General features: G+C 42.2%; 37 protein-coding genes and 1 pseudogene. All 38 read left to right on the plus strand.

Translation table 11 applies throughout. The annotated features are described in order from the left end of the window. Nucleotides 1-48 precede the first annotated feature (48 nt). The 38 genes and pseudogenes from rpoC (at nt 49) to rplQ (ending at nt 24,836) form a co-directional block, all read left to right on the plus strand. A complete protein-coding gene (gene rpoC, locus QRN39_RS02420; protein ID WP_050945821.1) occupies nt 49-3,648 on the plus strand; it encodes a DNA-directed RNA polymerase subunit beta' in 3,600 nt (1,199 codons plus the stop codon). A gap of 145 nt (nt 3,649-3,793) precedes the next feature. After that, nucleotides 3,794-4,042: a 50S ribosomal protein L7ae-like protein gene (locus QRN39_RS02425; RefSeq protein ID WP_003216985.1), complete on the plus strand. Its 249-nt coding sequence runs from the start codon at nt 3,794-3,796 to the stop codon at nt 4,040-4,042. A gap of 112 nt (nt 4,043-4,154) precedes the next feature. Continuing rightward, nucleotides 4,155-4,574, plus strand: a complete 420-nt coding sequence (rpsL, locus tag QRN39_RS02430; protein ID WP_003216962.1) for a 30S ribosomal protein S12 — start codon at nt 4,155-4,157, stop codon at nt 4,572-4,574. Between the two features lie 120 nt (nt 4,575-4,694). Then, nucleotides 4,695-5,165 (plus strand): 30S ribosomal protein S7, encoded by a 471-nt coding sequence (gene rpsG, locus QRN39_RS02435; RefSeq protein WP_003216884.1) that lies wholly within the window; start codon nt 4,695-4,697, stop codon nt 5,163-5,165. Nucleotides 5,166-5,219: 54 nt separating this feature from the next. Then, complete coding sequence (fusA, locus tag QRN39_RS02440) at nt 5,220-7,298, plus strand: elongation factor G (RefSeq protein ID WP_050945820.1); 2,079 nt, start codon at nt 5,220-5,222, stop codon at nt 7,296-7,298. A gap of 118 nt (nt 7,299-7,416) precedes the next feature. Next, the gene (gene tuf, locus QRN39_RS02445) at nt 7,417-8,607 is read left to right on the plus strand and encodes an elongation factor Tu (protein ID WP_003217109.1); all 1,191 of its coding nucleotides are present in this window, start codon (nt 7,417-7,419) and stop codon (nt 8,605-8,607) included. 109 nt (nt 8,608-8,716) lie between these two features. Then, complete coding sequence (locus QRN39_RS02450) at nt 8,717-9,676, plus strand: alpha/beta fold hydrolase (RefSeq protein ID WP_284906153.1); 960 nt, start codon at nt 8,717-8,719, stop codon at nt 9,674-9,676. Nucleotides 9,677-9,894: 218 nt separating this feature from the next. Next, on the plus strand, nt 9,895-10,203 hold the full coding sequence (gene rpsJ, locus QRN39_RS02455; protein WP_003156464.1) for a 30S ribosomal protein S10: 309 nt from the start codon (nt 9,895-9,897) through the stop codon (nt 10,201-10,203). Between the two features lie 37 nt (nt 10,204-10,240). After that, nucleotides 10,241-10,870: a 50S ribosomal protein L3 gene (rplC, locus tag QRN39_RS02460; RefSeq protein WP_003217069.1), complete on the plus strand. Its 630-nt coding sequence runs from the start codon at nt 10,241-10,243 to the stop codon at nt 10,868-10,870. A gap of 27 nt (nt 10,871-10,897) precedes the next feature. Continuing rightward, nucleotides 10,898-11,521, plus strand: coding sequence for a 50S ribosomal protein L4 (gene rplD, locus QRN39_RS02465; protein WP_284906169.1), 624 nt, complete (start codon nt 10,898-10,900; stop codon nt 11,519-11,521). Next, nucleotides 11,521-11,808, plus strand: coding sequence for a 50S ribosomal protein L23 (rplW, locus tag QRN39_RS02470; protein WP_003217016.1), 288 nt, complete (start codon nt 11,521-11,523; stop codon nt 11,806-11,808). Before rplD ends, rplW begins: the two co-directional genes overlap by 1 nt. Before the next feature lie 28 nt (nt 11,809-11,836). Next, nucleotides 11,837-12,670, plus strand: a complete 834-nt coding sequence (rplB, locus tag QRN39_RS02475) for a 50S ribosomal protein L2 (protein WP_003217065.1) — start codon at nt 11,837-11,839, stop codon at nt 12,668-12,670. A 57-nt stretch (nt 12,671-12,727) separates the two neighbouring features. Next, nucleotides 12,728-13,006 carry a 30S ribosomal protein S19 gene (rpsS, locus tag QRN39_RS02480; RefSeq protein ID WP_003216920.1) on the plus strand — a complete coding sequence of 93 codons (279 nt, stop codon included), beginning with the start codon at nt 12,728-12,730 and terminating at the stop codon, nt 13,004-13,006. Between the two features lie 17 nt (nt 13,007-13,023). After that, nucleotides 13,024-13,365: a 50S ribosomal protein L22 gene (gene rplV, locus QRN39_RS02485; protein ID WP_007496316.1), complete on the plus strand. Its 342-nt coding sequence runs from the start codon at nt 13,024-13,026 to the stop codon at nt 13,363-13,365. A gap of 3 nt (nt 13,366-13,368) precedes the next feature. Beyond that, nucleotides 13,369-14,025 carry a 30S ribosomal protein S3 gene (rpsC, locus tag QRN39_RS02490; protein WP_003217241.1) on the plus strand — a complete coding sequence of 219 codons (657 nt, stop codon included), beginning with the start codon at nt 13,369-13,371 and terminating at the stop codon, nt 14,023-14,025. 1 nt (nt 14,026) lies between these two features. Next, nucleotides 14,027-14,461, plus strand: coding sequence for a 50S ribosomal protein L16 (gene rplP, locus QRN39_RS02495; protein WP_003217039.1), 435 nt, complete (start codon nt 14,027-14,029; stop codon nt 14,459-14,461). After that, a complete protein-coding gene (gene rpmC, locus QRN39_RS02500) occupies nt 14,451-14,651 on the plus strand; it encodes a 50S ribosomal protein L29 (protein ID WP_003217155.1) in 201 nt (66 codons plus the stop codon). The genes rplP and rpmC overlap by 11 nt, the downstream gene beginning before the upstream one ends. A gap of 25 nt (nt 14,652-14,676) precedes the next feature. Further along, on the plus strand, nt 14,677-14,940 hold the full coding sequence (gene rpsQ, locus QRN39_RS02505; protein ID WP_003216906.1) for a 30S ribosomal protein S17: 264 nt from the start codon (nt 14,677-14,679) through the stop codon (nt 14,938-14,940). Between the two features lie 39 nt (nt 14,941-14,979). Further along, nucleotides 14,980-15,348: a 50S ribosomal protein L14 gene (gene rplN, locus QRN39_RS02510; protein WP_003216882.1), complete on the plus strand. Its 369-nt coding sequence runs from the start codon at nt 14,980-14,982 to the stop codon at nt 15,346-15,348. 35 nt (nt 15,349-15,383) lie between these two features. Further along, a complete protein-coding gene (rplX, locus tag QRN39_RS02515) occupies nt 15,384-15,695 on the plus strand; it encodes a 50S ribosomal protein L24 (protein ID WP_003217151.1) in 312 nt (103 codons plus the stop codon). Nucleotides 15,696-15,720: 25 nt separating this feature from the next. Beyond that, a complete protein-coding gene (rplE, locus tag QRN39_RS02520; RefSeq protein ID WP_003217159.1) occupies nt 15,721-16,260 on the plus strand; it encodes a 50S ribosomal protein L5 in 540 nt (179 codons plus the stop codon). A gap of 22 nt (nt 16,261-16,282) precedes the next feature. Then, nucleotides 16,283-16,468, plus strand: coding sequence for a 30S ribosomal protein S14 (gene rpsN, locus QRN39_RS02525; protein ID WP_008356542.1), 186 nt, complete (start codon nt 16,283-16,285; stop codon nt 16,466-16,468). Nucleotides 16,469-16,499: 31 nt separating this feature from the next. After that, the gene (gene rpsH, locus QRN39_RS02530; RefSeq protein ID WP_003217040.1) at nt 16,500-16,898 is read left to right on the plus strand and encodes a 30S ribosomal protein S8; all 399 of its coding nucleotides are present in this window, start codon (nt 16,500-16,502) and stop codon (nt 16,896-16,898) included. 31 nt (nt 16,899-16,929) lie between these two features. After that, entirely contained in the window at nt 16,930-17,466 is a 537-nt protein-coding gene (rplF, locus tag QRN39_RS02535) for a 50S ribosomal protein L6 (protein WP_003217186.1), read from the plus strand. Between the two features lie 32 nt (nt 17,467-17,498). Continuing rightward, on the plus strand, nt 17,499-17,861 hold the full coding sequence (rplR, locus tag QRN39_RS02540) for a 50S ribosomal protein L18 (RefSeq protein WP_003216951.1): 363 nt from the start codon (nt 17,499-17,501) through the stop codon (nt 17,859-17,861). A gap of 24 nt (nt 17,862-17,885) precedes the next feature. Continuing rightward, nucleotides 17,886-18,386 (plus strand): 30S ribosomal protein S5, encoded by a 501-nt coding sequence (gene rpsE, locus QRN39_RS02545; protein ID WP_003217179.1) that lies wholly within the window; start codon nt 17,886-17,888, stop codon nt 18,384-18,386. 13 nt (nt 18,387-18,399) lie between these two features. Continuing rightward, nucleotides 18,400-18,582 carry a 50S ribosomal protein L30 gene (rpmD, locus tag QRN39_RS02550; RefSeq protein ID WP_003217067.1) on the plus strand — a complete coding sequence of 61 codons (183 nt, stop codon included), beginning with the start codon at nt 18,400-18,402 and terminating at the stop codon, nt 18,580-18,582. 29 nt (nt 18,583-18,611) lie between these two features. Continuing rightward, nucleotides 18,612-19,052 carry a 50S ribosomal protein L15 gene (gene rplO, locus QRN39_RS02555; protein ID WP_003216888.1) on the plus strand — a complete coding sequence of 147 codons (441 nt, stop codon included), beginning with the start codon at nt 18,612-18,614 and terminating at the stop codon, nt 19,050-19,052. A 1-nt stretch (nt 19,053) separates the two neighbouring features. Beyond that, a complete protein-coding gene (secY, locus tag QRN39_RS02560; protein ID WP_012008710.1) occupies nt 19,054-20,346 on the plus strand; it encodes a preprotein translocase subunit SecY in 1,293 nt (430 codons plus the stop codon). A gap of 55 nt (nt 20,347-20,401) precedes the next feature. Next, nucleotides 20,402-21,055: an adenylate kinase gene (locus QRN39_RS02565; protein WP_253621931.1), complete on the plus strand. Its 654-nt coding sequence runs from the start codon at nt 20,402-20,404 to the stop codon at nt 21,053-21,055. Beyond that, complete coding sequence (map, locus tag QRN39_RS02570; protein WP_003217210.1) at nt 21,052-21,798, plus strand: type I methionyl aminopeptidase; 747 nt, start codon at nt 21,052-21,054, stop codon at nt 21,796-21,798. The genes QRN39_RS02565 and map overlap by 4 nt, the downstream gene beginning before the upstream one ends. Before the next feature lie 27 nt (nt 21,799-21,825). Beyond that, a pseudogene (locus QRN39_RS02575) lies at nt 21,826-22,133 on the plus strand (KOW domain-containing RNA-binding protein). Beyond that, nucleotides 22,111-22,329, plus strand: coding sequence for a translation initiation factor IF-1 (gene infA, locus QRN39_RS02580; RefSeq protein WP_003217190.1), 219 nt, complete (start codon nt 22,111-22,113; stop codon nt 22,327-22,329). Before QRN39_RS02575 ends, infA begins: the two are co-directional and overlap by 23 nt. Nucleotides 22,330-22,360: 31 nt before the next feature. Continuing rightward, the gene (gene rpmJ, locus QRN39_RS02585; RefSeq protein ID WP_003156543.1) at nt 22,361-22,474 is read left to right on the plus strand and encodes a 50S ribosomal protein L36; all 114 of its coding nucleotides are present in this window, start codon (nt 22,361-22,363) and stop codon (nt 22,472-22,474) included. Between the two features lie 21 nt (nt 22,475-22,495). Next, complete coding sequence (rpsM, locus tag QRN39_RS02590; protein ID WP_003217023.1) at nt 22,496-22,861, plus strand: 30S ribosomal protein S13; 366 nt, start codon at nt 22,496-22,498, stop codon at nt 22,859-22,861. Between the two features lie 20 nt (nt 22,862-22,881). Next, on the plus strand, nt 22,882-23,277 hold the full coding sequence (rpsK, locus tag QRN39_RS02595) for a 30S ribosomal protein S11 (protein WP_003217231.1): 396 nt from the start codon (nt 22,882-22,884) through the stop codon (nt 23,275-23,277). Between the two features lie 175 nt (nt 23,278-23,452). After that, on the plus strand, nt 23,453-24,397 hold the full coding sequence (locus QRN39_RS02600; RefSeq protein WP_003217009.1) for a DNA-directed RNA polymerase subunit alpha: 945 nt from the start codon (nt 23,453-23,455) through the stop codon (nt 24,395-24,397). Between the two features lie 76 nt (nt 24,398-24,473). Further along, entirely contained in the window at nt 24,474-24,836 is a 363-nt protein-coding gene (gene rplQ / locus QRN39_RS02605) for a 50S ribosomal protein L17 (protein WP_003216944.1), read from the plus strand. Nucleotides 24,837-24,844 lie beyond the last annotated feature (8 nt).

Raw genomic sequence — 24,844 nt, forward strand, 5'->3', positions numbered from 1 at the left:
AGCAAGTGACTAGGGTATAACCCGAAGATTAAAAGGGAGGTAGGCCCCTTGCTAGATGTGAACAATTTTGAGTATATGAACATCGGTCTCGCATCACCTGATAAAATCCGTTCTTGGTCTTTTGGTGAAGTGAAAAAGCCTGAAACGATTAACTATCGTACACTGAAACCTGAAAAAGATGGTCTCTTTTGTGAACGTATCTTCGGACCGCAAAAAGACTGGGAATGTCATTGTGGAAAGTATAAACGCGTTCGTTATAAGGGTGTTGTATGTGACCGTTGTGGTGTAGAAGTAACACGGGCAAAAGTCCGTCGTGAGAGAATGGGGCATATCGAACTGGCTGCCCCAGTTTCCCACATTTGGTATTTCAAAGGTATCCCAAGCCGTATGGGTCTTGTTCTTGATATGTCACCACGTGCGTTAGAAGAAGTGATTTACTTCGCTTCATACGTCGTGACAGATCCTGGCAACACACCGCTTGAGAAGAAACAACTTCTTTCTGAGAAGGAATTCCGTGCTTATTTAGATAAATACGGTAATACATTCCAAGCAGCTATGGGTGCAGAAGCAATCAATAAACTTCTTCAAGATATCGATCTTGTAAAAGAAGTAGATGCACTGAAAGAAGAGCTGAAAACTGCTCAAGGACAGCGTCGTACTCGTGCGATTAAACGCCTTGAAGTGCTAGAAGCCTTCCGTAACTCAGGAAACAAACCATCATGGATGATTCTTGATGTACTTCCGGTTATTCCGCCAGAATTACGTCCAATGGTTCAGCTTGATGGTGGACGTTTTGCTACTTCTGACTTAAACGACCTTTATCGTCGTGTCATCAACCGTAACAATCGTCTGAAACGTTTATTAGATCTTGGCGCGCCAAGCATCATCGTTCAGAACGAGAAGCGTATGCTTCAAGAAGCTGTCGATGCCTTGATTGATAATGGACGTAGAGGCCGACCAGTAACAGGCCCAGGAAACAGACCATTGAAATCTCTTTCTCATATGCTGAAAGGGAAACAAGGACGTTTCCGTCAAAACTTGCTTGGTAAACGTGTTGACTATTCTGGACGTTCCGTTATCGTCGTAGGACCACATTTGAAAATGTATCAGTGTGGACTTCCGAAAGAAATGGCTCTTGAATTATTCAAACCATTCGTGATGAAGGAGCTTGTTGAAAAAGGTTTAGCTCACAACATCAAGAGTGCGAAGCGTAAAATTGAGCGCGTGCAGCCGGAAGTATGGGATGTTTTAGAATCAGTGATTCGTGAGCATCCAGTCTTACTAAACCGTGCACCGACTCTTCACAGACTTGGTATTCAAGCGTTTGAACCTACACTTGTGGAAGGACGCGCAATTCGTCTGCATCCACTTGTATGTACAGCCTACAACGCTGACTTTGACGGTGACCAAATGGCGGTTCACGTACCATTATCTGCTGAGGCTCAAGCTGAAGCTCGTATCTTAATGCTTGCTGCTCAAAACATTTTGAACCCGAAAGATGGAAAACCTGTTGTTACGCCATCTCAGGATATGGTGCTTGGTAACTACTACCTTACACTTGAGCGTAAAGGTGCTATCGGAGAAGGTATGATCTTCAAAGATACGAACGAAGCCCTTCTAGCTTATCAAAATGGGTATGTGCATCTTCATACACGTGTAGCTGTTGCAGCTAACTCGTTGAAGAATGTGACATTCACTGATGAACAGCGTTCTAAATTGTTGATTACAACAGTTGGAAAACTAATCTTTAACGAAATCTTACCGGAATCATTCCCTTACATGAATGAGCCGACAAAGAGCAATATTGAAGAAAAAACGCCTGACCGCTTCTTCCTTGAAAAAGGTGAAGATGTCAAAGCTGCGATTGAGAAACAAGAAATCAATGCGCCGTTCAAAAAAGGTATTTTAGGTAAAATCATTGCGGAAATCTTTAAGAGATTCCATATCACTGAGACATCTAAAATGCTTGACCGCATGAAAAATCTTGGTTTCAAATACTCTACTAAAGCGGGTATTACGGTTGGGGTGTCTGATATCGTCGTATTAGATGATAAACAGAAGATCCTCGAAGAAGCGCAAGCAAAAGTAGATAACGTCATGAAGCAATTCAGACGTGGTTTGATTACTGAAGAAGAGCGTTACGAGAGAGTCATTTCGATCTGGAGTTCTTCTAAAGATGTCATCCAAGGTAAACTGATGAAGTCCCTTGATGAAGTCAACCCAATCTACATGATGAGTGACTCTGGGGCGCGTGGTAACGCATCTAACTTCACTCAGCTGGCTGGTATGCGTGGTCTGATGGCCAACCCGGCTGGACGTATCATTGAACTTCCGATCAAATCTAGTTTCCGTGAAGGTTTAACCGTATTGGAATACTTTATTTCCACTCACGGAGCGCGTAAAGGTCTTGCCGATACAGCCCTTAAAACAGCTGACTCAGGTTACCTCACGCGTCGTCTCGTCGACGTTGCACAGGATGTTATCATCCGTGAAACAGATTGCGGTACAGACCGTGGTATCTTGGCAAAGTCCATTAGAGAAGGAAATGAAATTATTGAGAAACTTGAAGAACGTCTAATTGGACGTTTTGCAAGAAAACCAATTGTTCATCCTGAAACGGGCGAAGTCATTGTTGGCGAAAACGAACTAATTGATGAAGATAAAGCACTTGAAGTAGTTGAAGCAGGAATTGAGGAAGTATGGATCCGTTCTGCATTTACATGTAACACGCCTCATGGTGTATGTAAACGATGCTACGGCCGTAACCTTGCAACTGGTACTGACGTTGAAGTCGGTGAAGCAGTTGGAATCATCGCTGCTCAATCAATCGGTGAGCCAGGAACACAGCTTACAATGCGTACGTTCCACACCGGTGGGGTAGCAGGAGACGATATCACACAAGGTTTACCTCGTATCCAAGAGCTATTTGAAGCGCGTAATCCGAAAGGGCAAGCGACGATTTCTGAAATTGATGGTGTCGTTGCTGAAATTAACGATGTTCGTGACAAGCAGCAGGAAATTGTGGTTCAAGGCGACGTTGAAACTCGCTCTTACACAGCTCCTTACAATGCACGTCTGAAAGTTGTTGAAGGTGACAAAGTTACTCGTGGTCAAGTACTGACAGAAGGTTCGATCGATCCGAAAGAACTTCTTAAAGTGACTGACATGACAGCTGTTCAAGAATATCTGCTTCATGAAGTACAAAAAGTATACCGTATGCAAGGGGTAGAAATCGGAGATAAGCACGTTGAGGTAATGGTTCGCCAAATGCTTCGTAAAGTGCGTGTCGCTGATGCAGGGGATACAGATGTATTACCAGGCACACTTCTTGATGTACATCAATTCACTGAAGCGAACAAAAAAGTACTATTCGAAGGCAAGCGCCCTGCAACAGGCCGCCCAGTTCTTCTTGGTATTACAAAAGCATCGCTTGAAACAGACTCATTCTTGTCTGCAGCATCCTTCCAAGAAACGACTCGTGTCCTAACAGATGCGGCGATCAAAGGAAAACGTGATGAACTGCTTGGCTTGAAAGAGAATGTTATCATCGGTAAACTTGTTCCAGCTGGAACAGGAATGCCAAACTACCGTAAAGTTAAGCCGGTTTCACAAGTGCAACCGTCTGACGATATGGTGCCTGTAGAGTAATCTTTCTCGTGAGATTCCTATAAAATCATCAAAAAATGGTGAAGGATGTCAAGATAATCTGTCATATGATATTGACATCCTTCTGCCATGATGATAATATAACCAAGGTGCTCAAAATAAAACCTGTTACTTTGGAGGATATTCGATGTCTTATGATAAAGTATCACAGGCTCAATCCATTATTATTGGTACGAAGCAAACAGTAAAAGCTCTGAAACGAGATTCAGTAAAGGAAATCGTCGTAGCGAAAGATGCTGATCCTGCTTTAACAGCTAGTGTAACAAAACTAGCGCAAGAGAAGGGTGTAGACATTTTAGTGGTAGATTCCATGAAAAAGCTCGGCAAAGCCTGCGGAATTGAAGTTGGGGCAGCAGCTGTTGCCATTATGTTATAGCGTACTTGTTTTGTTTTTGCATGTGTAAATGCAAAAGCATTGTTTTTTGCCTTTTAATGAACCACCTGGGTATGTGGGTTATAAAAAAAGCAACGAAGGGAGGAATAACAACATGCCTACAATTAATCAGCTAATACGCAAAGGACGCGTGAGTAAAGTTGAAAACTCAAAGTCTCCTGCACTTAACAAAGGATACAACAGTTTCAAAAAAGAGCACACTAACGTAACATCTCCACAGAAGCGCGGGGTTTGTACTCGTGTCGGCACAATGACACCGAAAAAACCAAACTCAGCACTACGTAAATATGCTCGTGTACGTTTGTCTAACCTGATTGAGGTAACAGCTTACATTCCTGGTATCGGACATAATCTACAAGAGCACAGTGTAGTACTTATCCGTGGCGGACGTGTAAAAGACTTACCGGGTGTACGTTACCACATCGTTCGTGGTGCGCTTGATACTGCCGGAGTTGACGGTCGTATGCAAGGACGTTCTAAATACGGAACAAAACGCCCTAAACAAAGTAAATAATACAAACAAACATAAGGGTTTTTAGAAGTTGATATCAAATCAGTGGAGTCAGGCAACTGACAATGATATTGAGATGAGAGACAGATAGAAATCCTTTTAAATGAGAAGGGAGGCTATCAGATGCCACGTAAAGGTCCTGTAGCAAAAAGAGACGTATTGCCAGATCCAATTTACAATTCTAAACTTGTATCTCGTTTGATCAACAAAATGATGATCGACGGTAAAAGAGGAAAGTCACAAACAATTCTCTACAAGTCATTTGATATCATCAAAGAACGTACTGGTAATGAAGCGATGGAGGTTTTCGAACAAGCCTTGAAAAACATCATGCCAGTTCTTGAAGTTAAAGCACGTCGTGTAGGTGGAGCTAACTACCAAGTTCCTGTAGAAGTTCGCCCAGACCGTCGTACTACTTTAGGTCTTCGCTGGTTAGTAAACTACGCTCGTCTTCGTGGAGAAAAAACGATGGAAGAGCGTCTTGCTAACGAAATCCTTGACGCAGCTAACAACACTGGTGCTGCTGTTAAGAAACGTGAAGATACACACAAAATGGCAGAAGCGAACAAAGCATTCGCTCACTACCGCTGGTAGGATTTATACCAAACTAAAAAAACTATTCCCTAATAAGGAAGGAGAAATTACCCAATGGCAAGAGAGTTCTCCTTAGACAAAACTCGTAATATTGGTATCATGGCTCACATCGATGCTGGTAAAACGACAACGACTGAGCGTATCTTATACTACACTGGTCGTATCCATAAAATTGGTGAAACTCACGAAGGAGCTTCCCAAATGGACTGGATGGAGCAGGAGCAAGAACGTGGTATTACAATCACTTCTGCTGCTACTACAGCACAATGGAAAGGTTACCGTGTAAACATCATCGATACACCAGGACACGTAGACTTCACTGTTGAAGTTGAACGTTCTTTACGTGTACTTGATGGTGCGGTAGCAGTTCTTGATGCACAATCAGGTGTAGAGCCACAAACTGAAACAGTTTGGCGCCAAGCAACAACTTACGGAGTACCTCGTATCGTATTCGTTAACAAAATGGATAAAACCGGTGCGGACTTCCTTTACTCTGTAGGCACATTAAGAGATCGTCTTCAAGCGAACGCTCATGCAATTCAATTGCCGATCGGCGCTGAAGATCAATTCGAAGGAATCATCGACCTTGTAGATAACGTAGCATACTTCTACGAAGATGACCTTGGAACTCGCTCTGATGCACAAGAAATCCCTGCTGAGTATAAAGACAAAGCTGAAGAGCTTCGCAACAGCCTTATTGAAGCTGTCGCTGAGCTTGATGAAGAGCTTATGGAAAAATACCTTGAGGGTGAAGAAATTACAATTCCTGAATTGAAAGCTGCAATCCGTAAAGGAACGTTGAATGTTGAATTCTACCCAGTTCTTGTTGGATCTGCTTTCAAAAACAAAGGTGTTCAGCTTGTACTTGATGCTGTGCTTGATTACCTTCCTGCACCAACTGATGTTGCTGCAATCAAAGGTATCCTGCCAGATTCAAATGAAGAGGTTGTTCGTGAGTCTACTGATGACGCACCATTCGCAGCTCTTGCATTTAAAGTTATGACTGACCCTTATGTTGGGAAACTTACTTTCTTCCGCGTATACTCTGGAACACTTGCTTCAGGTTCATACGTGAAGAACTCTTCTAAGAACAAGCGTGAGCGTGTTGGACGTATCCTTCAAATGCACGCAAACAGCCGTGAAGAAATCTCTACTGTATATGCAGGAGATATCGCAGCAGCTGTTGGTCTTAAAGATACATCTACTGGTGACACTCTTTGTGACGAGAAAGATACTGTTATCCTTGAGTCTATGGAATTCCCAGAGCCAGTTATCGATGTAGCAATCGAGCCTAAATCAAAAGCTGACCAAGATAAAATGGGTATCGCTTTAGCTAAACTAGCTGAAGAGGATCCAACATTCCGTACACAAACAAACCCTGAAACTGGTCAAACGATCATCTCTGGTATGGGTGAGCTTCACCTTGATATCATTGTTGACCGTATGAAGCGTGAGTTCAAGGTTGAAGCTAACGTAGGTGCTCCTCAAGTTGCGTACCGTGAAACATTCCGTTCTGGTGCAAAAGTTGAAGGTAAATTCGTACGTCAGTCTGGTGGACGTGGTCAGTTCGGACACGTTTGGATCGAATTCGAACCAAACGAAGAAGGCGCAGGCTTCGAATTCCAAAATGCAATCGTTGGTGGGGTTGTTCCTCGTGAATACATTCCAGCTATTCAAGCAGGTCTTGAAGATTCACTTGAAAATGGTGTATTAGCTGGATTCCCATTAATCGACATCAAAGCTAAATTATTTGATGGATCATACCACGATGTTGACTCGAACGAAATGGCGTTTAAAATTGCTGCATCTATGGCGTTGAAAAATGCTGTCAGCAAATGTAACCCAGTTCTACTTGAGCCAATGATGAAAGTGGAAGTCGTTATCCCTGAAGAATACATGGGAGACATCATGGGTGATATCACATCTCGTCGTGGACGTGTAGAAGGTATGGAAGCTCGCGGTAACGCTCAAGTTGTTCGCGCAATGGTTCCACTTTCTGAAATGTTCGGATATGCAACTTCACTCCGTTCTAACACACAAGGACGCGGTACTTTCACTATGCACATGGATCACTACGAAGAAGTGCCTAAGAGCATCAGTGAAGAAATCATCAAAAAAAATAAAGGTGAATAATTGATTTTGCCTTTAAACTAAAGTATAACTACTATTGAAGATCAGAAAGTGAGAGGTAACTCTTCACTTTCTATCACTCTATACCAAATACAATGAACCTTTAAGGAGGATTTTTAGAATGGCTAAAGAAAAATTCGACCGTTCCAAATCGCATGCTAACATTGGTACAATTGGACACGTTGACCATGGTAAAACAACTCTAACTGCTGCTATCTCAACAGTTCTTCATAAGAAGTCTGGTAAAGGATCAGCTATGGGATATGACCAAATCGATGGTGCTCCAGAAGAGCGCGAGCGTGGAATCACAATCTCAACTTCACACGTCGAGTATGAAACAGACACTCGTCACTATGCACACGTAGACTGCCCAGGACACGCTGACTACGTTAAAAACATGATCACTGGTGCTGCTCAAATGGACGGCGCGATCTTAGTAGTATCTGCTGCTGATGGTCCAATGCCACAAACACGTGAGCACATCCTACTTTCTCGTAACGTAGGTGTACCATACATCGTAGTATTCCTTAACAAATGTGACATGGTTGACGATGAAGAGTTACTTGAACTTGTTGAAATGGAAGTTCGTGACCTTCTTTCTGACTATGACTTCCCTGGTGATGATGTTCCAGTTATCAAAGGTTCTGCTCTTAAAGCTCTTGAAGGAGATGCTGATTACGAAGCAAAAATCTTTGAACTTATGGATGCGGTTGATGAGTACATCCCAACTCCAGAACGTGACATTGAGAAGCCATTCATGATGCCAGTTGAGGATGTATTCTCAATCACTGGTCGTGGAACTGTTGCTACTGGTCGTGTTGAGCGTGGACAAGTTAAAGTCGGTGACGAAGTTGAAATCATCGGTCTTCAAGAAGACAATGGTAAAACAACTGTTACAGGTGTTGAAATGTTCCGTAAACTTCTTGACTATGCTGAAGCTGGTGACAACATCGGTGCACTACTTCGTGGTGTATCTCGTGAAGATATCCAACGTGGTCAAGTACTTGCTAAACCAGGTACAATCACTCCACATAGCCGTTTCAAAGCTGAAGTTTATGTACTTTCTAAAGAAGAGGGTGGACGTCATACTCCATTCTTCGCTAACTACCGTCCGCAGTTCTACTTCCGTACAACTGACGTAACTGGTATCGTACATCTTCCAGAAGGTACTGAAATGGTTATGCCTGGCGATAACACTGAGATGGAAGTTGAACTTATCTCTACTATCGCTATCGAAGAAGGAACTCGTTTCTCTATCCGTGAGGGTGGACGTACTGTAGGTTCTGGCGTCGTTTCAAATATCATTAAGTAATAAACATTTAAAAGAGACTCCTTGCAAAAGGGTCTCTTTTTTTGCTTTTCCAGATCAGAACGGCTACTATAAGCTATAGAATCTAAATGGAACCGAGAGGATCACTGGAATGGCGAAGACATATTTGAAGAAATGGTTAATCGGCGGGGTTGACCAATGGATTATGATCAAAGAAGATCACACAAGTGAAGTGAAGCCTGTTCTATTATTTTTACACGGTGGGCCCGGCTCCGCTCAAATCAGCTATATCGACTCATTTCATGAGGAACTTAATCAAGATTTTACAGTGGTTCATTGGGATCAGCGAGGTGCGGGACTTTCCTATCAAAAGAACCTCCCCAATACTTCCATGACCATTCAGCAATTTATTGAAGATACGATTGAACTGACAGAGAAAGTCCTTTCATATCTAGGTCAATCAAAATTGTACATCGCCGGATATTCATGGGGGTCATTAATCGCCATACAAGCAGTACATAAGCGCCCAGATCTATATCACGCTTATTATGGAATTAGTCAGGTAGTAGATGTAATAAAAGAAGATATTGTGTCATACAAGCTTCTTTTAGAGAAATGCGAACGAAATCGGTTGTTTACTTGTTGCCTGCGATTACTGACGCCTCCTCCGTGGAAACGAATATCAGCTCATGCTCTGTTCTCTCTATATAAAGAGCTCGGAAGCGTAGGTCTCACACATAGGTGGAAGCCGCTGATTCAAATGCTACGCGGGTTTCTTTTTAGTAAGGAATATCAGCTCAAAGATAAGTGGAATTTCCTTAAAGGACAGAAGCTTAGTCAGGACATGCTATGGGATGAATTGATGAATGAGAGCATTGAATACCGAGTTTCTACTATATTAATACCTTGTTACTTTATCATTGGTGAATATGACATGATTACACCAGCTGCTGTATCAAAACCTTATGTTGAGCAATTAACAGCACCAGTCAAAGAATGGTTTGCCTTTAAAGAATCTGCACATTCCCCGCATCTAGAAGAGCCAGAAGAATTTATTCGTACCATAAAAAAGACGGCTGTACATCATCTTCAGGGAAAGCTTGATTTATAGGCTGAACCCCTGTATAATATGAAAAGTGTGCAAATCATAAATTTATCCGATTTATTATTGCAACACGCAGGCCAATTTGGTACAATAGTGCATGTTGGTCTTTGACTGCGATGAAGTGAGAGGTTGCTGACACACCCGGCCGCTTTGCCATGGCAAGGTGATCAGGTTTTTCTCACGGAGAACTGTCTAACGTAAGTAGGCGAAAAGGAGGGAAAATAATGGCAAAACAAAAAATTCGTATTCGTTTAAAAGCATATGATCATAGAATTCTTGATCAATCTGCTGAGAAGATTGTTGAAACGGCTAAGCGTTCTGGTGCTAGTGTATCTGGTCCAATTCCGCTTCCAACTGAAAAATCAGTTTACACAATCCTTCGTGCGGTGCATAAGTACAAAGATTCTCGTGAGCAATTTGAGATGCGTACTCACAAACGTCTAATCGACATCGTGAATCCAACTCCACAAACAGTTGATGCACTTATGCGTTTAGATTTACCATCTGGTGTAGATATCGAAATCAAACTTTAATTCAAATAGAAAACACATATTATAGGAGGTGTGACTAATGACCAAAGGAATCTTAGGTAGAAAAATTGGTATGACGCAAGTATTCGCAGAAAACGGTGATCTTATCCCTGTAACTGTTGTTGAGGCTGCTGCTAACGTTGTTCTTCAAAAGAAGACTGCTGACACGGATGGCTATGAAGCAATCCAAATCGGTTTTGACGACAAACGTGAAAAGCTTTCTAACAAACCAGAGAAGGGCCACGTTGCTAAAGCGGAAACTGCTCCTAAGCGCTTCGTAAAAGAATTACGCGGTGCGGAGTTAGATGCGTATGAAGTTGGTCAGGAAGTCAAAGTTGATATTTTCGCAAATGGAGATATCGTAGATGTAACAGGAACATCAAAAGGTAAAGGATTCCAAGGGGCTATCAAGCGCCACGGACAATCACGCGGACCAATGACTCACGGTTCACGTTACCACCGTCGTCCTGGTTCAATGGGACCTGTTGATCCAAACCGAGTATTCAAAGGTAAACTTCTTCCAGGTCGTATGGGCGGAGAGCAAATCACTGTCCAAAACCTTGAGATCGTTAAAGTTGATGCAGAACGCAATCTTCTATTGATCAAAGGAAATGTACCAGGAGCTAAAAAATCTCTAGTAACTGTAAAGAGTGCAGTTAAATCTAAATAACTCTCTTAGGAAAGGAGGAAACAAGTCATGCCAAAAGTAGCATTATTTAACCAAAACGGTTCTACTAACGGTGAAATCGAATTAAACGCTTCTGTGTTTGGAATCGAGCCAAACGAAAGCGTAGTATTCGATGCTATTCTTATGCAAAGAGCTTCCTTACGTCAAGGAACTCACAAAGTAAAAACTCGTTCTGAAGTACGTGGCGGAGGTCGTAAGCCTTGGAGACAGAAGGGTACTGGTCGTGCTCGTCAAGGTTCTATCCGTTCACCACAATGGCGCGGAGGCGGTATCGTATTCGGTCCAACACCACGCAGCTATTCTTATAAATTACCTAAAAAAGTTCGCCGCTTGGCTATCAAGTCAGTATTGTCTTCTAAAGTAATCGACAACAACATCATCGTTCTTGAAGATCTGACTCTTGATGCAGTGAAAACGAAAGAATTCGCAGGCATCCTTAAAGGATTATCTGTCGAGAAGAAAGCGTTGATCGTCACTGCGGATGCAAACGAAACAGTTGCTTTATCTGCTCGTAACATCCCTGGAGTAACAGTTGTTGAAGCTAACGGTATCAACGTTCTTGACGTTGTCAGCCACGAGAAACTTCTGATCACTAAAGCAGCGGTTGAAAAAGTAGAGGAGGGACTTGCATAATGAAAGATCCTCGTGATGTTCTAAAGCGCCCTATCATTACTGAACGTTCTGCTGATCTAATGACAGAGAAGAAGTACACGTTCGAAGTTGATGTCAGAGCTAACAAAACAGAAGTGAAAGACGCTGTTGAAGAAATCTTTGGAGTGAAAGTTGAGAAAGTCAACGTTCAAAATTACAAAGGAAAATCTAAACGCGTTGGACGCTACACTGGTATGACTAGCCGTCGCAGAAAAGCGATCGTGAAATTAACAGCTGACAGCAAAGAAATCGAAATTTTTGAAGCGTAAATCTTAAAAAGAAGGAGGGAAATTCAAAATGGCGATTAAAAAGTATAAACCAACCAGTAATGGTCGTCGTGGTATGACTACTTCAGATTTTGCTGAAATCACGACTGACAAACCAGAAAAATCGTTGCTTGCGCCGCTTCACAGAAAAGGCGGACGTAACAACCAAGGTAGAATGACTGTTCGTCATCAAGGTGGCGGTCATAAACGTCAATACCGTATCATCGACTTTAAACGTGATAAAGACGGTATACCTGGACGCGTTGCTACAATCGAGTATGATCCAAACCGTTCAGCGAACATCGCTCTTGTAAACTATGCAGATGGTGAGAAACGTTACATTCTTGCTCCGAAAGGAATCCAAGTTGGTACTGAAGTTACTTCTGGACCAGAATCTGACATCAAACCAGGTAATGCTCTTCCACTTATCAACATCCCAGTTGGTACAGTTGTGCATAACATTGAATTAAAACCAGGTAAAGGTGGACAATTAGTTCGTTCTGCTGGTACTTCTGCTCAAGTTCTTGGTAAAGAAGGTAAATACGTTCTTGTACGTTTGAACTCAGGAGAAGTTCGTATGATTCTTTCTGCTTGCCGTGCGACTATCGGTCAAGTTGGAAACGAGCAACACGAATTAATTAACATCGGTAAAGCTGGACGTTCACGCTGGAAAGGCGTACGCCCAACAGTTCGTGGTTCTGTAATGAACCCTAACGATCACCCACACGGTGGTGGTGAAGGACGTGCTCCAATCGGACGTAAATCACCAATGTCTCCATGGGGCAAACCGACTCTTGGATTCAAGACTCGTAAGAAAACCAACAAGTCTGATAAATTCATTGTACGTCGTCGTAAAAACAAGTAACGGGGTTGTCTACGGTTCATTTAGGACCGTAGTTCAATCACGAAGGGAGGTTCCACAATGGCTCGCAGCTTAAAAAAAGGACCATTTGTTGATGATCATTTGATGGCTAAAGTCGAGAAATTGAATGAAACTGACAAAAAGCAAGTCGTAAAAACTTGGTCTCGTCGTTCTACAATTTTCCCACAATTCATCGGTCACACAATCGCTGTCTATGACGGACGCAAACATGTACCTGTTTTCATTTCTGAAGATATGGTAGGTCACAAATTGGGCGAATTCGCACCAAGCCGTACTTACAAAGGTCATGCTAGTGACGATAAAAAAACAAGACGCTAATGAGAGGAGGCTTTTAAATGCAAGCTAAAGCTGTCGCAAGAACAGTCCGTATTGCTCCTCGTAAAGCACGTCTAGTAATGGACCTGATCCGAGGTAAGCAAGTAGGAGAAGCAGTTTCTATCTTAAACCTTACACCTAAGGCTGCTTCACCAATTATTGAAAAAGTATTAAAATCTGCTATCGCAAACGCTGAGCACAACTACGAGTTGGACGCTAACAGCCTAGTGATTACTCAAGCATTCGTTGACGAAGGTCCAACACTTAAGAGATTCCGTCCACGTGCTATGGGTCGTGCGAGCGCAATTAACAAACGTACTAGCCACATTACAATCGTTGTATCAGAAAAGAAGGAGGGATAATCCGTGGGTCAAAAGGTAAATCCAGTAGGTCTTCGTATTGGCGTCATTCGTGATTGGGAATCTAAATGGTTCGCAGGAAAAGATTACGCTGACTTCTTACATGAAGACTTGAAAATCCGTGAATTCATCAGCAAGCGTTTGTCTGACGCGTCTGTTTCTAAAGTAGAAATCGAACGTGCTGCAAACCGCGTAAATATCACAATCCACACGGCTAAACCAGGTATGGTAATTGGTAAAGGCGGATCTGAAGTTGAAGCACTTCGTAAAGCTCTTAACAGCCTAACTGGCAAACGTGTACACATCAACATCCTTGAAATCAAAAGAGCAGATCTTGATGCTCAGCTAGTTGCTGAAAACATCGCTCGTCAACTTGAAAATCGTATTTCATTCCGTCGTGCACAAAAACAAACAATCCAACGCACAATGCGTGCTGGAGCACAAGGAATCAAAACAATGGTTTCTGGTCGTCTTGGCGGTGCAGATATTGCTCGTTCTGAATATTACAGTGAAGGTACTGTTCCGTTGCACACACTTCGTGCTGACATCGACTATGCTACTGCTGAAGCTGACACTACTTATGGTAAGCTTGGCGTAAAAGTATGGATCTATCGTGGAGAAGTCCTTCCAACTAAGAAGAATACTGCGGAAGGAGGAAAATAATATGTTATTGCCAAAACGCGTGAAGTATCGCAGAGAACATCGTGGAAAAATGCGTGGACGTGCAAAAGGTGGTACTGAAGTACATTTCGGTGAGTACGGTATCCAAGCTCAAGAAGCTTCTTGGATCACGAACCGTCAAATCGAAGCTGCTCGTATTGCTATGACTCGTTACATGAAACGTGGCGGTAAAGTTTGGATTAAAATTTTCCCTTCTAAGCCATACACAGCTAAACCTCTAGAGGTCCGCATGGGTTCCGGTAAAGGTGCTCCAGAAGGATGGGTGGCTGTAGTAAAACCAGGCAAAGTTTTATTTGAAATTTCTGGTGTGTCTGAAGAAGTTGCTCGTGAAGCTCTTCGTCTTGCATCTCACAAATTGCCAATTAAAACGAAGTTCGTAAAACGTGAAGAAATTGGTGGTGAATCAAATGAAAGCTAATGAAATTCGTGACCTTACCACTGCTGAAATTGAACAAAAAGTAAAGTCTCTTAAAGAAGAACTTTTCAATCTTCGTTTCCAATTAGCGACTGGGCAGCTTGAAAACACTGCTCGCATTCGTGAAGTGCGTAAATCAATCGCACGCATGAAAACTGTGATTCGTCAAAGAGAAATCGCTGCTAATAAATAATAATTAGAGGGGAGGCCCCGCAAACATGAGCGAACGTAACCAACGTAAAGTGTATCAAGGTCGTGTTGTTTCTGACAAAATGGATAAAACCATCACTGTTGTAGTTGAGACATACAAAAAGCATTCACTTTATGGCAAACGTGTAAGATACTCTAAAAAGTTCAAAGCACATGATGAAAACAACCAAGCAAAAATCGGAGACATCGTAAAGGTCATGGAAACTCGTCCTTTATCTGCGACTAAACGCTTTCGTCTAGTTGAAGTTGTCGAAGAAGCCGTTATTATCTAATAAAGTTCGGATTTCTTTTTCCGAAAGGAGGTAACATTAATGATTCAACAGGAGACTCGTTTAAAAGTAGCTGACAACTCTGGCGCACGCGAAGTACTAACGATTAAAGTTCTTGGTGGCTCTGGACGTAAGACGGCTAACATCGGTGATGTCATTGTTTGTACGGTTAAACAAGCAACACCAGGAGGCGTTGTCAAAAAAGGTGAAGTTGTGAAAGCAGTTATCGTTCGTACAAAGAGCGGAGCTCGCAGAAACGATGGATCTTACATCAGCTTCGATGAAAATGCATGTGTCATTATCCGTGACGACAAGAGCCCACGTGGAACTCGTATCTTCGGACCAGTAGCACGTGAACTTCGTGAAAACAACTATATGAAAATTGTTTCTCTAGCACCAGAAGTACTTTAATGAATACAATCCGCGACTCAAGGAGGTGCGATTAAATGCATGTTAAAAAGGGCGATAAAGTAGTGGTTATCTCTGGTAAAGATAAAGGTAAACAAGGAGTCATCCTTGCTGCTTTCCCTAAGAATGACCGTGTTTTAGTAGAAGGTATTAACCTTGTGAAAAAACACTCTAAACCAACCCAAGCTAACCCTCAGGGCGGAATTTCTGAACAAGAAGCGCCGATCCACGTATCAAACGTAATGCCGCTTGATCCTAAAACGGGTGAAGTGACACGTGTTGGGTATAAAGTTGAGGACGGAAAGAAAGTCCGTGTAGCGAAAAAATCTGGGCAAGTTCTAGATAAATAGTAAATAAGGAAGGGAGGTCTTTCTCATGAACCGCCTTAAAGAAAAGTATGTAAAAGAAATTACACCTGCATTAGTTTCTAAGTTTGAATACAAATCAGTAATGCAAGTGCCAAAAATCGAAAAAATCGTGATCAACATGGGTGTTGGTGACGCCGTTCAAAACGCTAAAGCAATCGATACTGCTGTTGAAGAATTAACGTTTATCGCTGGTCAAAAACCTGTCGTTACTCGTGCGAAGAAATCTATTGCTGGATTCCGTCTACGTGAAGGAATGCCAATCGGTGCGAAAGTAACACTTCGCGGAGAGCGCATGTACGATTTCCTTGATAAACTTATTTCTGTATCTTTACCACGTGTACGTGACTTCCGCGGGATTTCTAAGAAATCTTTCGACGGTCGTGGAAACTACACGCTTGGTATTAAAGAACAGTTAATCTTCCCAGAAATTGATTACGATAAAGTAACAAAAGTCCGCGGTATGGATATCGTTATCGTTACGACTGCCAATACGGACGAAGAAGCACGTGAGCTATTAACTCAAGTAGGTATGCCGTTCCAGAAATAATCAATGAAAGGGAGGCGAAATCGTGGCTAAAAAGTCTATGATTGCGAAACAACAACGCAAACAAAAGTTTAAAGTTCAAGAGTATACGCGCTGCGAACGTTGTGGACGTCCACATTCAGTAATTCGCAAGTTTAAACTTTGCCGTATTTGTTTCCGCGAACTTGCATATAAAGGACAAATTCCTGGCGTTAAAAAAGCCAGCTGGTAATCCCCATAAATGGGAAGGAGGTTATTAAATAATGGTTATGACAGATCCGATTGCAGATTTGCTGACTCGTATTCGCAATGCGAACATGGTACGTCATGAGAAGCTAGAAGTACCGGCTTCAAAAATCAAAAGAGAAATTGCTGAAATCTTAAAGCGTGAAGGTTTTATCCGTGACGTTGAATATGTAGAAGACAGCAAACAAGGAATTATCCGTATGTTCCTTAAATATGGCCAAAACAACGAACGTGTTATCACTGGTCTTAAAAGAATCAGTAAACCTGGTTTACGTGTATATGCGAAATCAAATGAAGTACCACGTGTACTTAACGGACTTGGAATCGCAATTATTTCTACATCACAAGGTGTTTTATCGGACAAAGAAGCCCGTGCTAAACAAGCTGGTGGAGAAGTACTTGCTTACGTATGGTAAAAAAAGTTTAAGATGAATGGAGGTGCTTGGTATGTCTCGTATAGGTAAAAAACTAATCGAGATCCCTTCAGGAGTTACTGTGACAAACAACGATAACACAGTGACAGTAAAGGGACCAAAAGGTGAACTAACTCGTACATTTCACCCTGATATGGAAATTAAAATTGAGGACAGCGTCTTAACTGTAAGCCGTCCGTCTGATCATAAAGAACACCGTGCATTACATGGTACAACACGTAGCTTAATTGCAAACATGGTTGAAGGTGTATCTAAAGGTTTCGAAAGAGGTTTAGAACTTATCGGTGTCGGTTACCGTGCAGCTAAATCTGGAAACAAACTTGTTCTTAACGTTGGATACTCTCATCCAGTTGAAATCGTTCCTGAGGCTGGAGTTGAAGTCGAAGTTCCATCTCAAACGAAAGTAGTCATTAAAGGTATCGATAAAGAGCGTGTGGGAGCTCTAGCTTCTAACATCCGCGCTGTCCGTTCTCCAGAGCCTTACAAAGGTAAAGGAATTCGTTACGAAGGTGAATTCGTTCGCCGTAAAGAAGGAAAAACTGGTAAGTAAGATCGCTTAATGTGAAGAAAGGAGTGACTCGGATGATTACGAAAACTAGCAAAAACGCTACTCGTCTTAAAAGACACGCTCGTGTTCGTGCGAAACTTTCAGGTACTGCTGAAAGACCTCGCCTTAACGTTTTCCGTTCTAACAAGAACATCTACGCTCAAGTAATTGATGATGTTAACGGTGTAACACTTGTAAGTGCTTCTACTCTTGATAAAGAGTTAAAGATCGAGAATAGTTCTGACGCTGCAGCTGCTACTAAAGTTGGCGAACTTGTTGCAAAACGTGCTGTTGAAAAAGGAATCTCTAACGTGGTATTTGACCGCGGAGGATACTTATATCATGGACGTGTAAAAGCTCTAGCTGAAGCTGCTCGTGAGGCTGGACTTAAATTTTAATAAAAGAAGGAGGGACACATCCGAATGAGTCGTATTGACCAAAGCAAATTAGAGTTAGAAGAACGCTTAGTTACGGTTAACCGCGTAGCGAAAGTTGTTAAAGGTGGACGTCGTTTCCGTTTTGCAGCTTTAGTTGTTGTCGGTGACAAAAACGGTCATGTAGGTTTCGGTACTGGTAAAGCACAAGAAGTACCAGAAGCGATCCGCAAAGCTGTTGAAGATGCGAAAAAGAATTTAATTGAAGTACCAATGGTTGGAACTACAATTCCACATGAAATCATCGGTCGATTCGGTGCAGGAAACGTTCTATTGAAGCCTGCTTCAGAAGGTACAGGAGTTATCGCTGGAGGCCCAGTGCGTGCGGTTCTTGAGCTTGCTGGTCTAGCTGATATCCTTTCTAAATCTCTAGGTTCTAATACACCGATCAACATGATCCGCGCAACACTTCAGGGTTTAAGTGAACTTAAACGTGCTGAAGACGTTGCGAAGCTTCGTGGAAAATCTGTAGAAGACCTGTTAGGATAAGGAGGGAACATTAATGGCAAATAAATTAGAAATTACCCTCAAACGCAGTGTAATCGGTCGCCCAGAAGATCAGCGTGTCACTGTTCGTACTCTTGGTCTTAAGAAAACAAACCAAACAGTCGTACATGAAGACAATGCAGCGATCCGCGGCATGATTAACAAGGTGTCTCATTTAGTTTCTGTTAAAGAACAATAAAACATTTTAATCGATAAGGAGGTGCCCAAATGAAACTTCATGAATTGAAGCCTTCAGAAGGTTCACGTAAAGTACGCAACCGTGTTGGTCGTGGTATTGGATCAGGTAACGGTAAAACTTCTGGTAAAGGTCATAAAGGTCAAAACGCTCGTTCTGGCGGCGGTGTACGCCCTGGTTTCGAAGGTGGTCAGATGCCTTTATTCCAACGTCTTCCAAAACGTGGTTTTACAAACATCAACCGTAAAGATTACGCGGTAATCAACTTAGACAGATTAAACAGTTTTGACGAAGGAACGGAAGTAACTCCTGAACTTCTTCTAGAGACTGGTGCAATAAGCAAGTTAAAAGCAGGAGTAAAAATTCTTGGCAACGGTAAATTAGAAAAAAAATTAACTGTAAAAGCCAATAAATTCTCTGCTTCTGCGAAAGAAGCTATTGAAGCTGCTGGCGGTACAGCCGAGGTGATCTAACTTGTTTAAGACAATCTCCAATTTTATGCGCGTGAAAGATATACGGAATAAGATTATATTCACTCTTTTAATGTTAATCGTCTTTCGTATAGGTGCTTTCATCCCTGTGCCTAATGTGAACGCCGAAGTTCTCCAGGCACAGGATCAAATGAGTGTTTTCGGGATCCTCAACACGTTTGGGGGCGGGGCACTTTTCCAATTCTCCATTCTTGCAATGGGGATTATGCCGTATATCACCGCTTCGATCATCATTCAGCTCTTGCAGATGGATGTTGTTCCGAAGTTCACTGAGTGGTCAAAGCAAGGAGAGGTTGGCCGCCGAAAATTAGCACAATTCACAAGGTATTTTACAATTGTTCTAGGTTTTATCCAGGCGTTAGGAATGTCATATGGATTCAACAATATGGCAGGAGGCATGCTGATTGAAAACCCAGGTGTTTCAACGTACCTCTTAATTGCGGTCGTACTCACTGCGGGAACAGCATTTTTAATGTGGCTGGGAGAGCAGATTACTGCTCACGGTGTTGGTAACGGTATTTCGATTATTATCTTTGCCGGGATCATCGCAGGTATCCCTCAAACATTAAAACAAGTGTACGCTCAGCAGTTTGTAGGTGGAGATGGACAGCTGTTCATGCAAATCCTGAAAATTGCCCTTATTGTCATTGCTATTCTTGTCATTGTTATTGGTGTTATTTACATTCAAATGGCAGTGAGAAAGATTGCGATTCAATATTCAAAAGGAACTGGCCGTGCACAAATGTCTGCTAGTCAAGCAACGCATCTTCCATTGAAAGTGAATCCAGCAGGGGTGATTCCAGTCATCTTTGCCGTTTCTTTCATTATTACTCCGCAGACGGTCGCATCGTTCTTCGGAACCAATAATGTGACAACTTGGATAACCAACAACTTTGACTATACTAAGCCAATCGGTATGACGATTTATGTAGCACTGATTGTTGCTTTCACATATTTTTATGCCTTTGTCCAAGTGAATCCTGAACAAATGGCTGAAAATCTGCAAAAGCAGGGTGGCTATATCCCGGGAGTTCGTCCAGGGAAAATGACTCAAGATAGAATTACGAGCATTTTGTACCGACTCACGTTTGTGGGCGCCATTTTCTTAGCCGTGATTTCAATACTTCCTATCTTTTTCATTCAATTCGCTGGATTACCTTCCGCTGCACAAATTGGCGGCACAAGTCTTCTCATTGTTGTAGGTGTTGCACTTGAAACAATGAAACAGCTTGAAAGCCAATTAGTGAAACGAAACTACCGTGGATTTATGAAATAAAACAGAGGGCTGGGCTCCTGCCCAACCTCTCTAAGTAAGGAAGGGGAAATCCGAAATGAACTTAGTCTTAATGGGGCTTCCGGGTGCTGGTAAAGGCACTCAGGCAGAACGAATTGTTGATGATTATGGGATCCCTCATATCTCAACAGGAGATATGTTCCGCGCTGCTATGAAAGAGGAGACACAACTTGGGCTCGAAGCAAAATCCTTTATCGATAAAGGAGAGCTTGTTCCTGATGAGGTCACAATCGGTATTGTTAGAGAAAGACTTGGCAAAAATGATTGTGAACAAGGTTTTCTTCTGGACGGATTTCCGCGAACAGTCGCTCAGGCTGAAGCTTTAGAAGACATTCTAAAGGACCTTGGCAGAACGATTGATTATGTCATTAATATTAAAGTCGATAAAGATGCATTGATGGAGCGTCTGACTGGCCGAAGAATTTGCAAAAATTGCGGAGCAACCTATCATTTAGTATTCAATCCACCTGCGAAAGAAAATGTTTGCGATAAGTGTGGAGGCGAGCTTTATCAACGTGCAGATGATAATGCAGAAACCGTTTCGACTAGACTTGAAGTAAACTTAAAGCAGACTGAACCTTTACTGAACTTCTATTCAGAAAAAGGATATCTTGCAAACATTGATGGTGCAAAACACATTAATGATGTATATGCAGATATCAAGGGCCTGCTTGGGGGATTAAATAAATGATTATCTGTAAAACTCCTCGCGAGCTTGAGATTATGAGAGAAGCTGGACGCATTGTCGCACTGACTCATGAAGAGCTGAAGAAACACATAAAACCAGGTATTTCGACAAAAGAATTGGATCAAATTGCCGAACGTTTTATTACAAAGCAGGGTGCAATCCCATCTTTTAAAGGGTATAATGGTTTTCGCGGGAGCATTTGCGTTTCGGTGAATGAAGAACTCGTTCACGGTATTCCTGGTAAACGGGTTTTACGTGATGGTGACATCATTAGTATCGATATTGGCGCAAAGTTAAATGGCTATCATGGTGACTCTGCTTGGACTTATCCAGTTGGGGTAATCAGTGATGAAGACCGCAAATTACTGGAAGTCACAGAGGAATCTCTATATAAAGGCTTACAGGAAGCAAAGCCAGGCGAACGTCTGTCGAACATTTCCCATGCCATACAAACGTATGTAGAAAACGAGAATTTCTCAGTTGTTAGAGAATATGTTGGACATGGGGTCGGACAGGATCTTCATGAGGACCCTCAAATTCCTCATTATGGTCCGCCCAACAAAGGCCCGCGGCTAAAACCTGGAATGGTGTTGGCCATCGAACCGATGGTGAACGCAGGCAGCCGATATGTGAAAACATTGGCTGATAACTGGACGGTTGTAACGGTTGATGGGAAAAAGTGTGCTCACTTTGAGCATACGATTGCGATTACAGATACAGGTTTTGATATACTGACTAAGATTTAGGTCTTCACTGAAGCCTTTCAGGCCCAAATCGGGCAGGTTGTCTGTATAGTCCAAAGGAAAGAACAAGATCAGTATACAGGTGTCATCGGCATGTTCGGTGGCTGCCATGTACTAATCGCAGACGGAGAAAAGCGTAAATTTCATTCTCCTAAGAAAAAATATCAATCATATAACCTTTTATGGTTGCGTATCTCCGGAAGTTCAGAACAGTATATTCAAAACAGGTCGGGTGATAGATGGACAATTGAGATAAACTCATTTGGACATTTGTCAGAGAGCAAGTTACTGATTTGAAGAAGGGAGAACACTTGAATGGCGAAAGACGATGTAATTGAAGTGGAAGGTACTGTAGCAGAAACTTTGCCAAATGCAATGTTCAAAGTTGAACTAGAGAATGGTCATACAGTTTTGGCTCATGTATCAGGAAAAATCCGTATGCACTTCATTCGCATTTTACCTGGAGACAAAGTTACGGTAGAATTATCTCCATATGACTTAACTCGTGGTAGAATTACGTACCGTTACAAATAAAGCAACTCCGGAAGAAGGAGGTTGGAAACACATGAAAGTGAGACCATCTGTTAAACCTATCTGTGAAAAATGTAAAGTTATTCGCAGAAAAGGAAAAGTAATGGTGATCTGTGAAAACCCAAAACATAAACAAAAACAAGGCTAATAACAAGGAGGTGCCCAAATCATGGCTCGTATTGCTGGTGTAGATATTCCACGTGATAAACGTGTTGTCATTTCTTTAACATATGTTTTTGGAATTGGTCGTACGACTGCGCAACAAGTCCTTAAAGAAGCAGGTGTTTCTGAAGACACTCGCGTTCGCGATCTAACTGAAGACGAACTTGGTAAAATCCGTGATATCATTGACAAACTTAAAGTAGAAGGTGACCTTCGTCGTGAAGTTTCACTTAACATTAAGCGTCTAATTGAAATCGGAAGCTACCGCGGAATCCGTCATCGTAGAGGACTTCCTGTTCGTGGACAAAACACAAAAAACAACGCGCGTACTCGTAAAGGTCCGCGTCGTACTGTAGCTAACAAGAAAAAATAAGTAAAGGAGGTAGTTAAAGAATGGCTGCTGCTCGTAAACAAAATACGCGTAAACGTCGCGTGAAAAAGAATATTGAAGCTGGAATCGCTCATATTCGTTCCACTTTCAACAACACGATTGTAACGATTACTGATGTTCATGGAAACGCAATTTCTTGGTCAAGTGCTGGTGCATTAGGATTCAGAGGTTCTCGTAAATCTACTCCTTTCGCTGCACAAATGGCTGCTGAAACTGCTGCTAAAGGTTCTATCGAACATGGTCTTAAAACACTTGAAGTAACTGTTAAAGGTCCTGGTTCTGGTCGTGAAGCTGCAATTCGTGCACTTCAAGCTGCAGGTCTTGAAGTTACTGCAATCAGAGACGTAACTCCAGTTCCTCATAACGGATGCCGTCCACCAAAACGTCGCCGCGTGTAATTTGTTTGTATAGATTTTGTGTCCCTGTCAATAATGGGTTATGATACAGTTATTTATGAGACGAATACACGACTCGTTGCCTGAGCACATACGGGACTAAACAATGAGGAATTTCGGATGGAATCTCATATGATTCTATTCGAGGTTTCGACGTTTTGAAGGAGGGTTTTATTAGATGATCGAAATTGAAAAACCAAAAATCGAAACGGTTGAAATCAGCGACGATGCCAAGTATGGCAAGTTTGTCGTAGAGCCACTTGAGCGTGGATATGGTACCACTTTAGGGAACTCCCTTCGTCGTATCCTTTTATCCTCACTTCCTGGTGCAGCTGTAACATCGATCCAGATAGATGGTGTCTTACACGAATTCTCAACGATCGAAGGCGTGGTTGAAGATGTTACAACGATTATCTTAAACATTAAAAAGCTTGCACTGAAAATCTACTCTGAAGAAGAGAAGACGCTTGAAATTGATGTACAAGATGAAGGTACTGTAACAGCTGCTGATATTACACACGACAGCGATATTGAAATTTTAAATCCAGATCTCCACATCGCAACTCTTGGCAAGAATGCGAGCTTCCGTGTTCGCTTAACTGCACAAAGAGGTCGCGGGTATAATCCTGCTGATGCAAACAAAAGAGACGATCAGCCAATCGGTGTGATTCCGATCGACTCAATCTATACACCTGTCTCTCGTGTGACTTATCAAGTGGAGAACACCCGTGTTGGGCAAATCACAAACTATGATAAATTAACACTAGATGTATGGACTGATGGAAGCACAGGACCGAAAGAAGCGATCGCTCTAGGTTCTAAGATTTTAACTGAACACCTGAATATTTTCGTTGGGTTAACTGACGAAGCTCAGCATGCTGAGATTATGGTTGAGAAAGAAGAAGACCAAAAAGAAAAAGTGCTTGAAATGACAATTGAAGAGCTTGATCTTTCTGTTCGTTCTTACAACTGTTTGAAGCGTGCGGGTATTAATACTGTTCAAGAGCTTGCTAACAAGACAGAAGAGGATATGATGAAAGTTCGTAACCTTGGACGTAAATCTCTTGAAGAAGTGAAAGCGAAACTAGAAGAACTTGGACTGGGTCTTCGTAAAGACGATTGACTAGTTTCATTGTGAACTAGGATTTTCGTGTGTTTTTTATTCATACAGCATTCTCTAACTAAGGAGGGGACATCACATGGCATACAGAAAGCTAGGACGCACTAGTGCACAACGTAAAGCAATGCTTCGTGACCTAACGACTGATTTGATCATCAACGAACGCATCGAAACAACTGAAACACGTGCGAAAGAACTTCGCTCTGTAGTTGAAAAAATGATCACTCTTGGCAAACGCGGAGATCTTCATGCTCGCCGTCAAGCTGCAGCTTACATTCGTAATGAAGTAGCTAACGCTGAAACAAACCAAGATGCACTTCAAAAATTATTCGCTGACGTTGCAACTCGCTACGAAGATCGCCAAGGTGGATACACTCGTATCATGAAGCTTGGACCTCGTCGCGGCGATGGCGCACCAATGGCTGTCATTGAATTAGTTTAATCACATAG

This window comes from Bacillus sp. lyk4-R2A-2 (genome assembly GCF_030209735.1).
Taxonomy (GTDB): Bacteria; Bacillota; Bacilli; order Bacillales; family Bacillaceae; genus Bacillus; species Bacillus pumilus.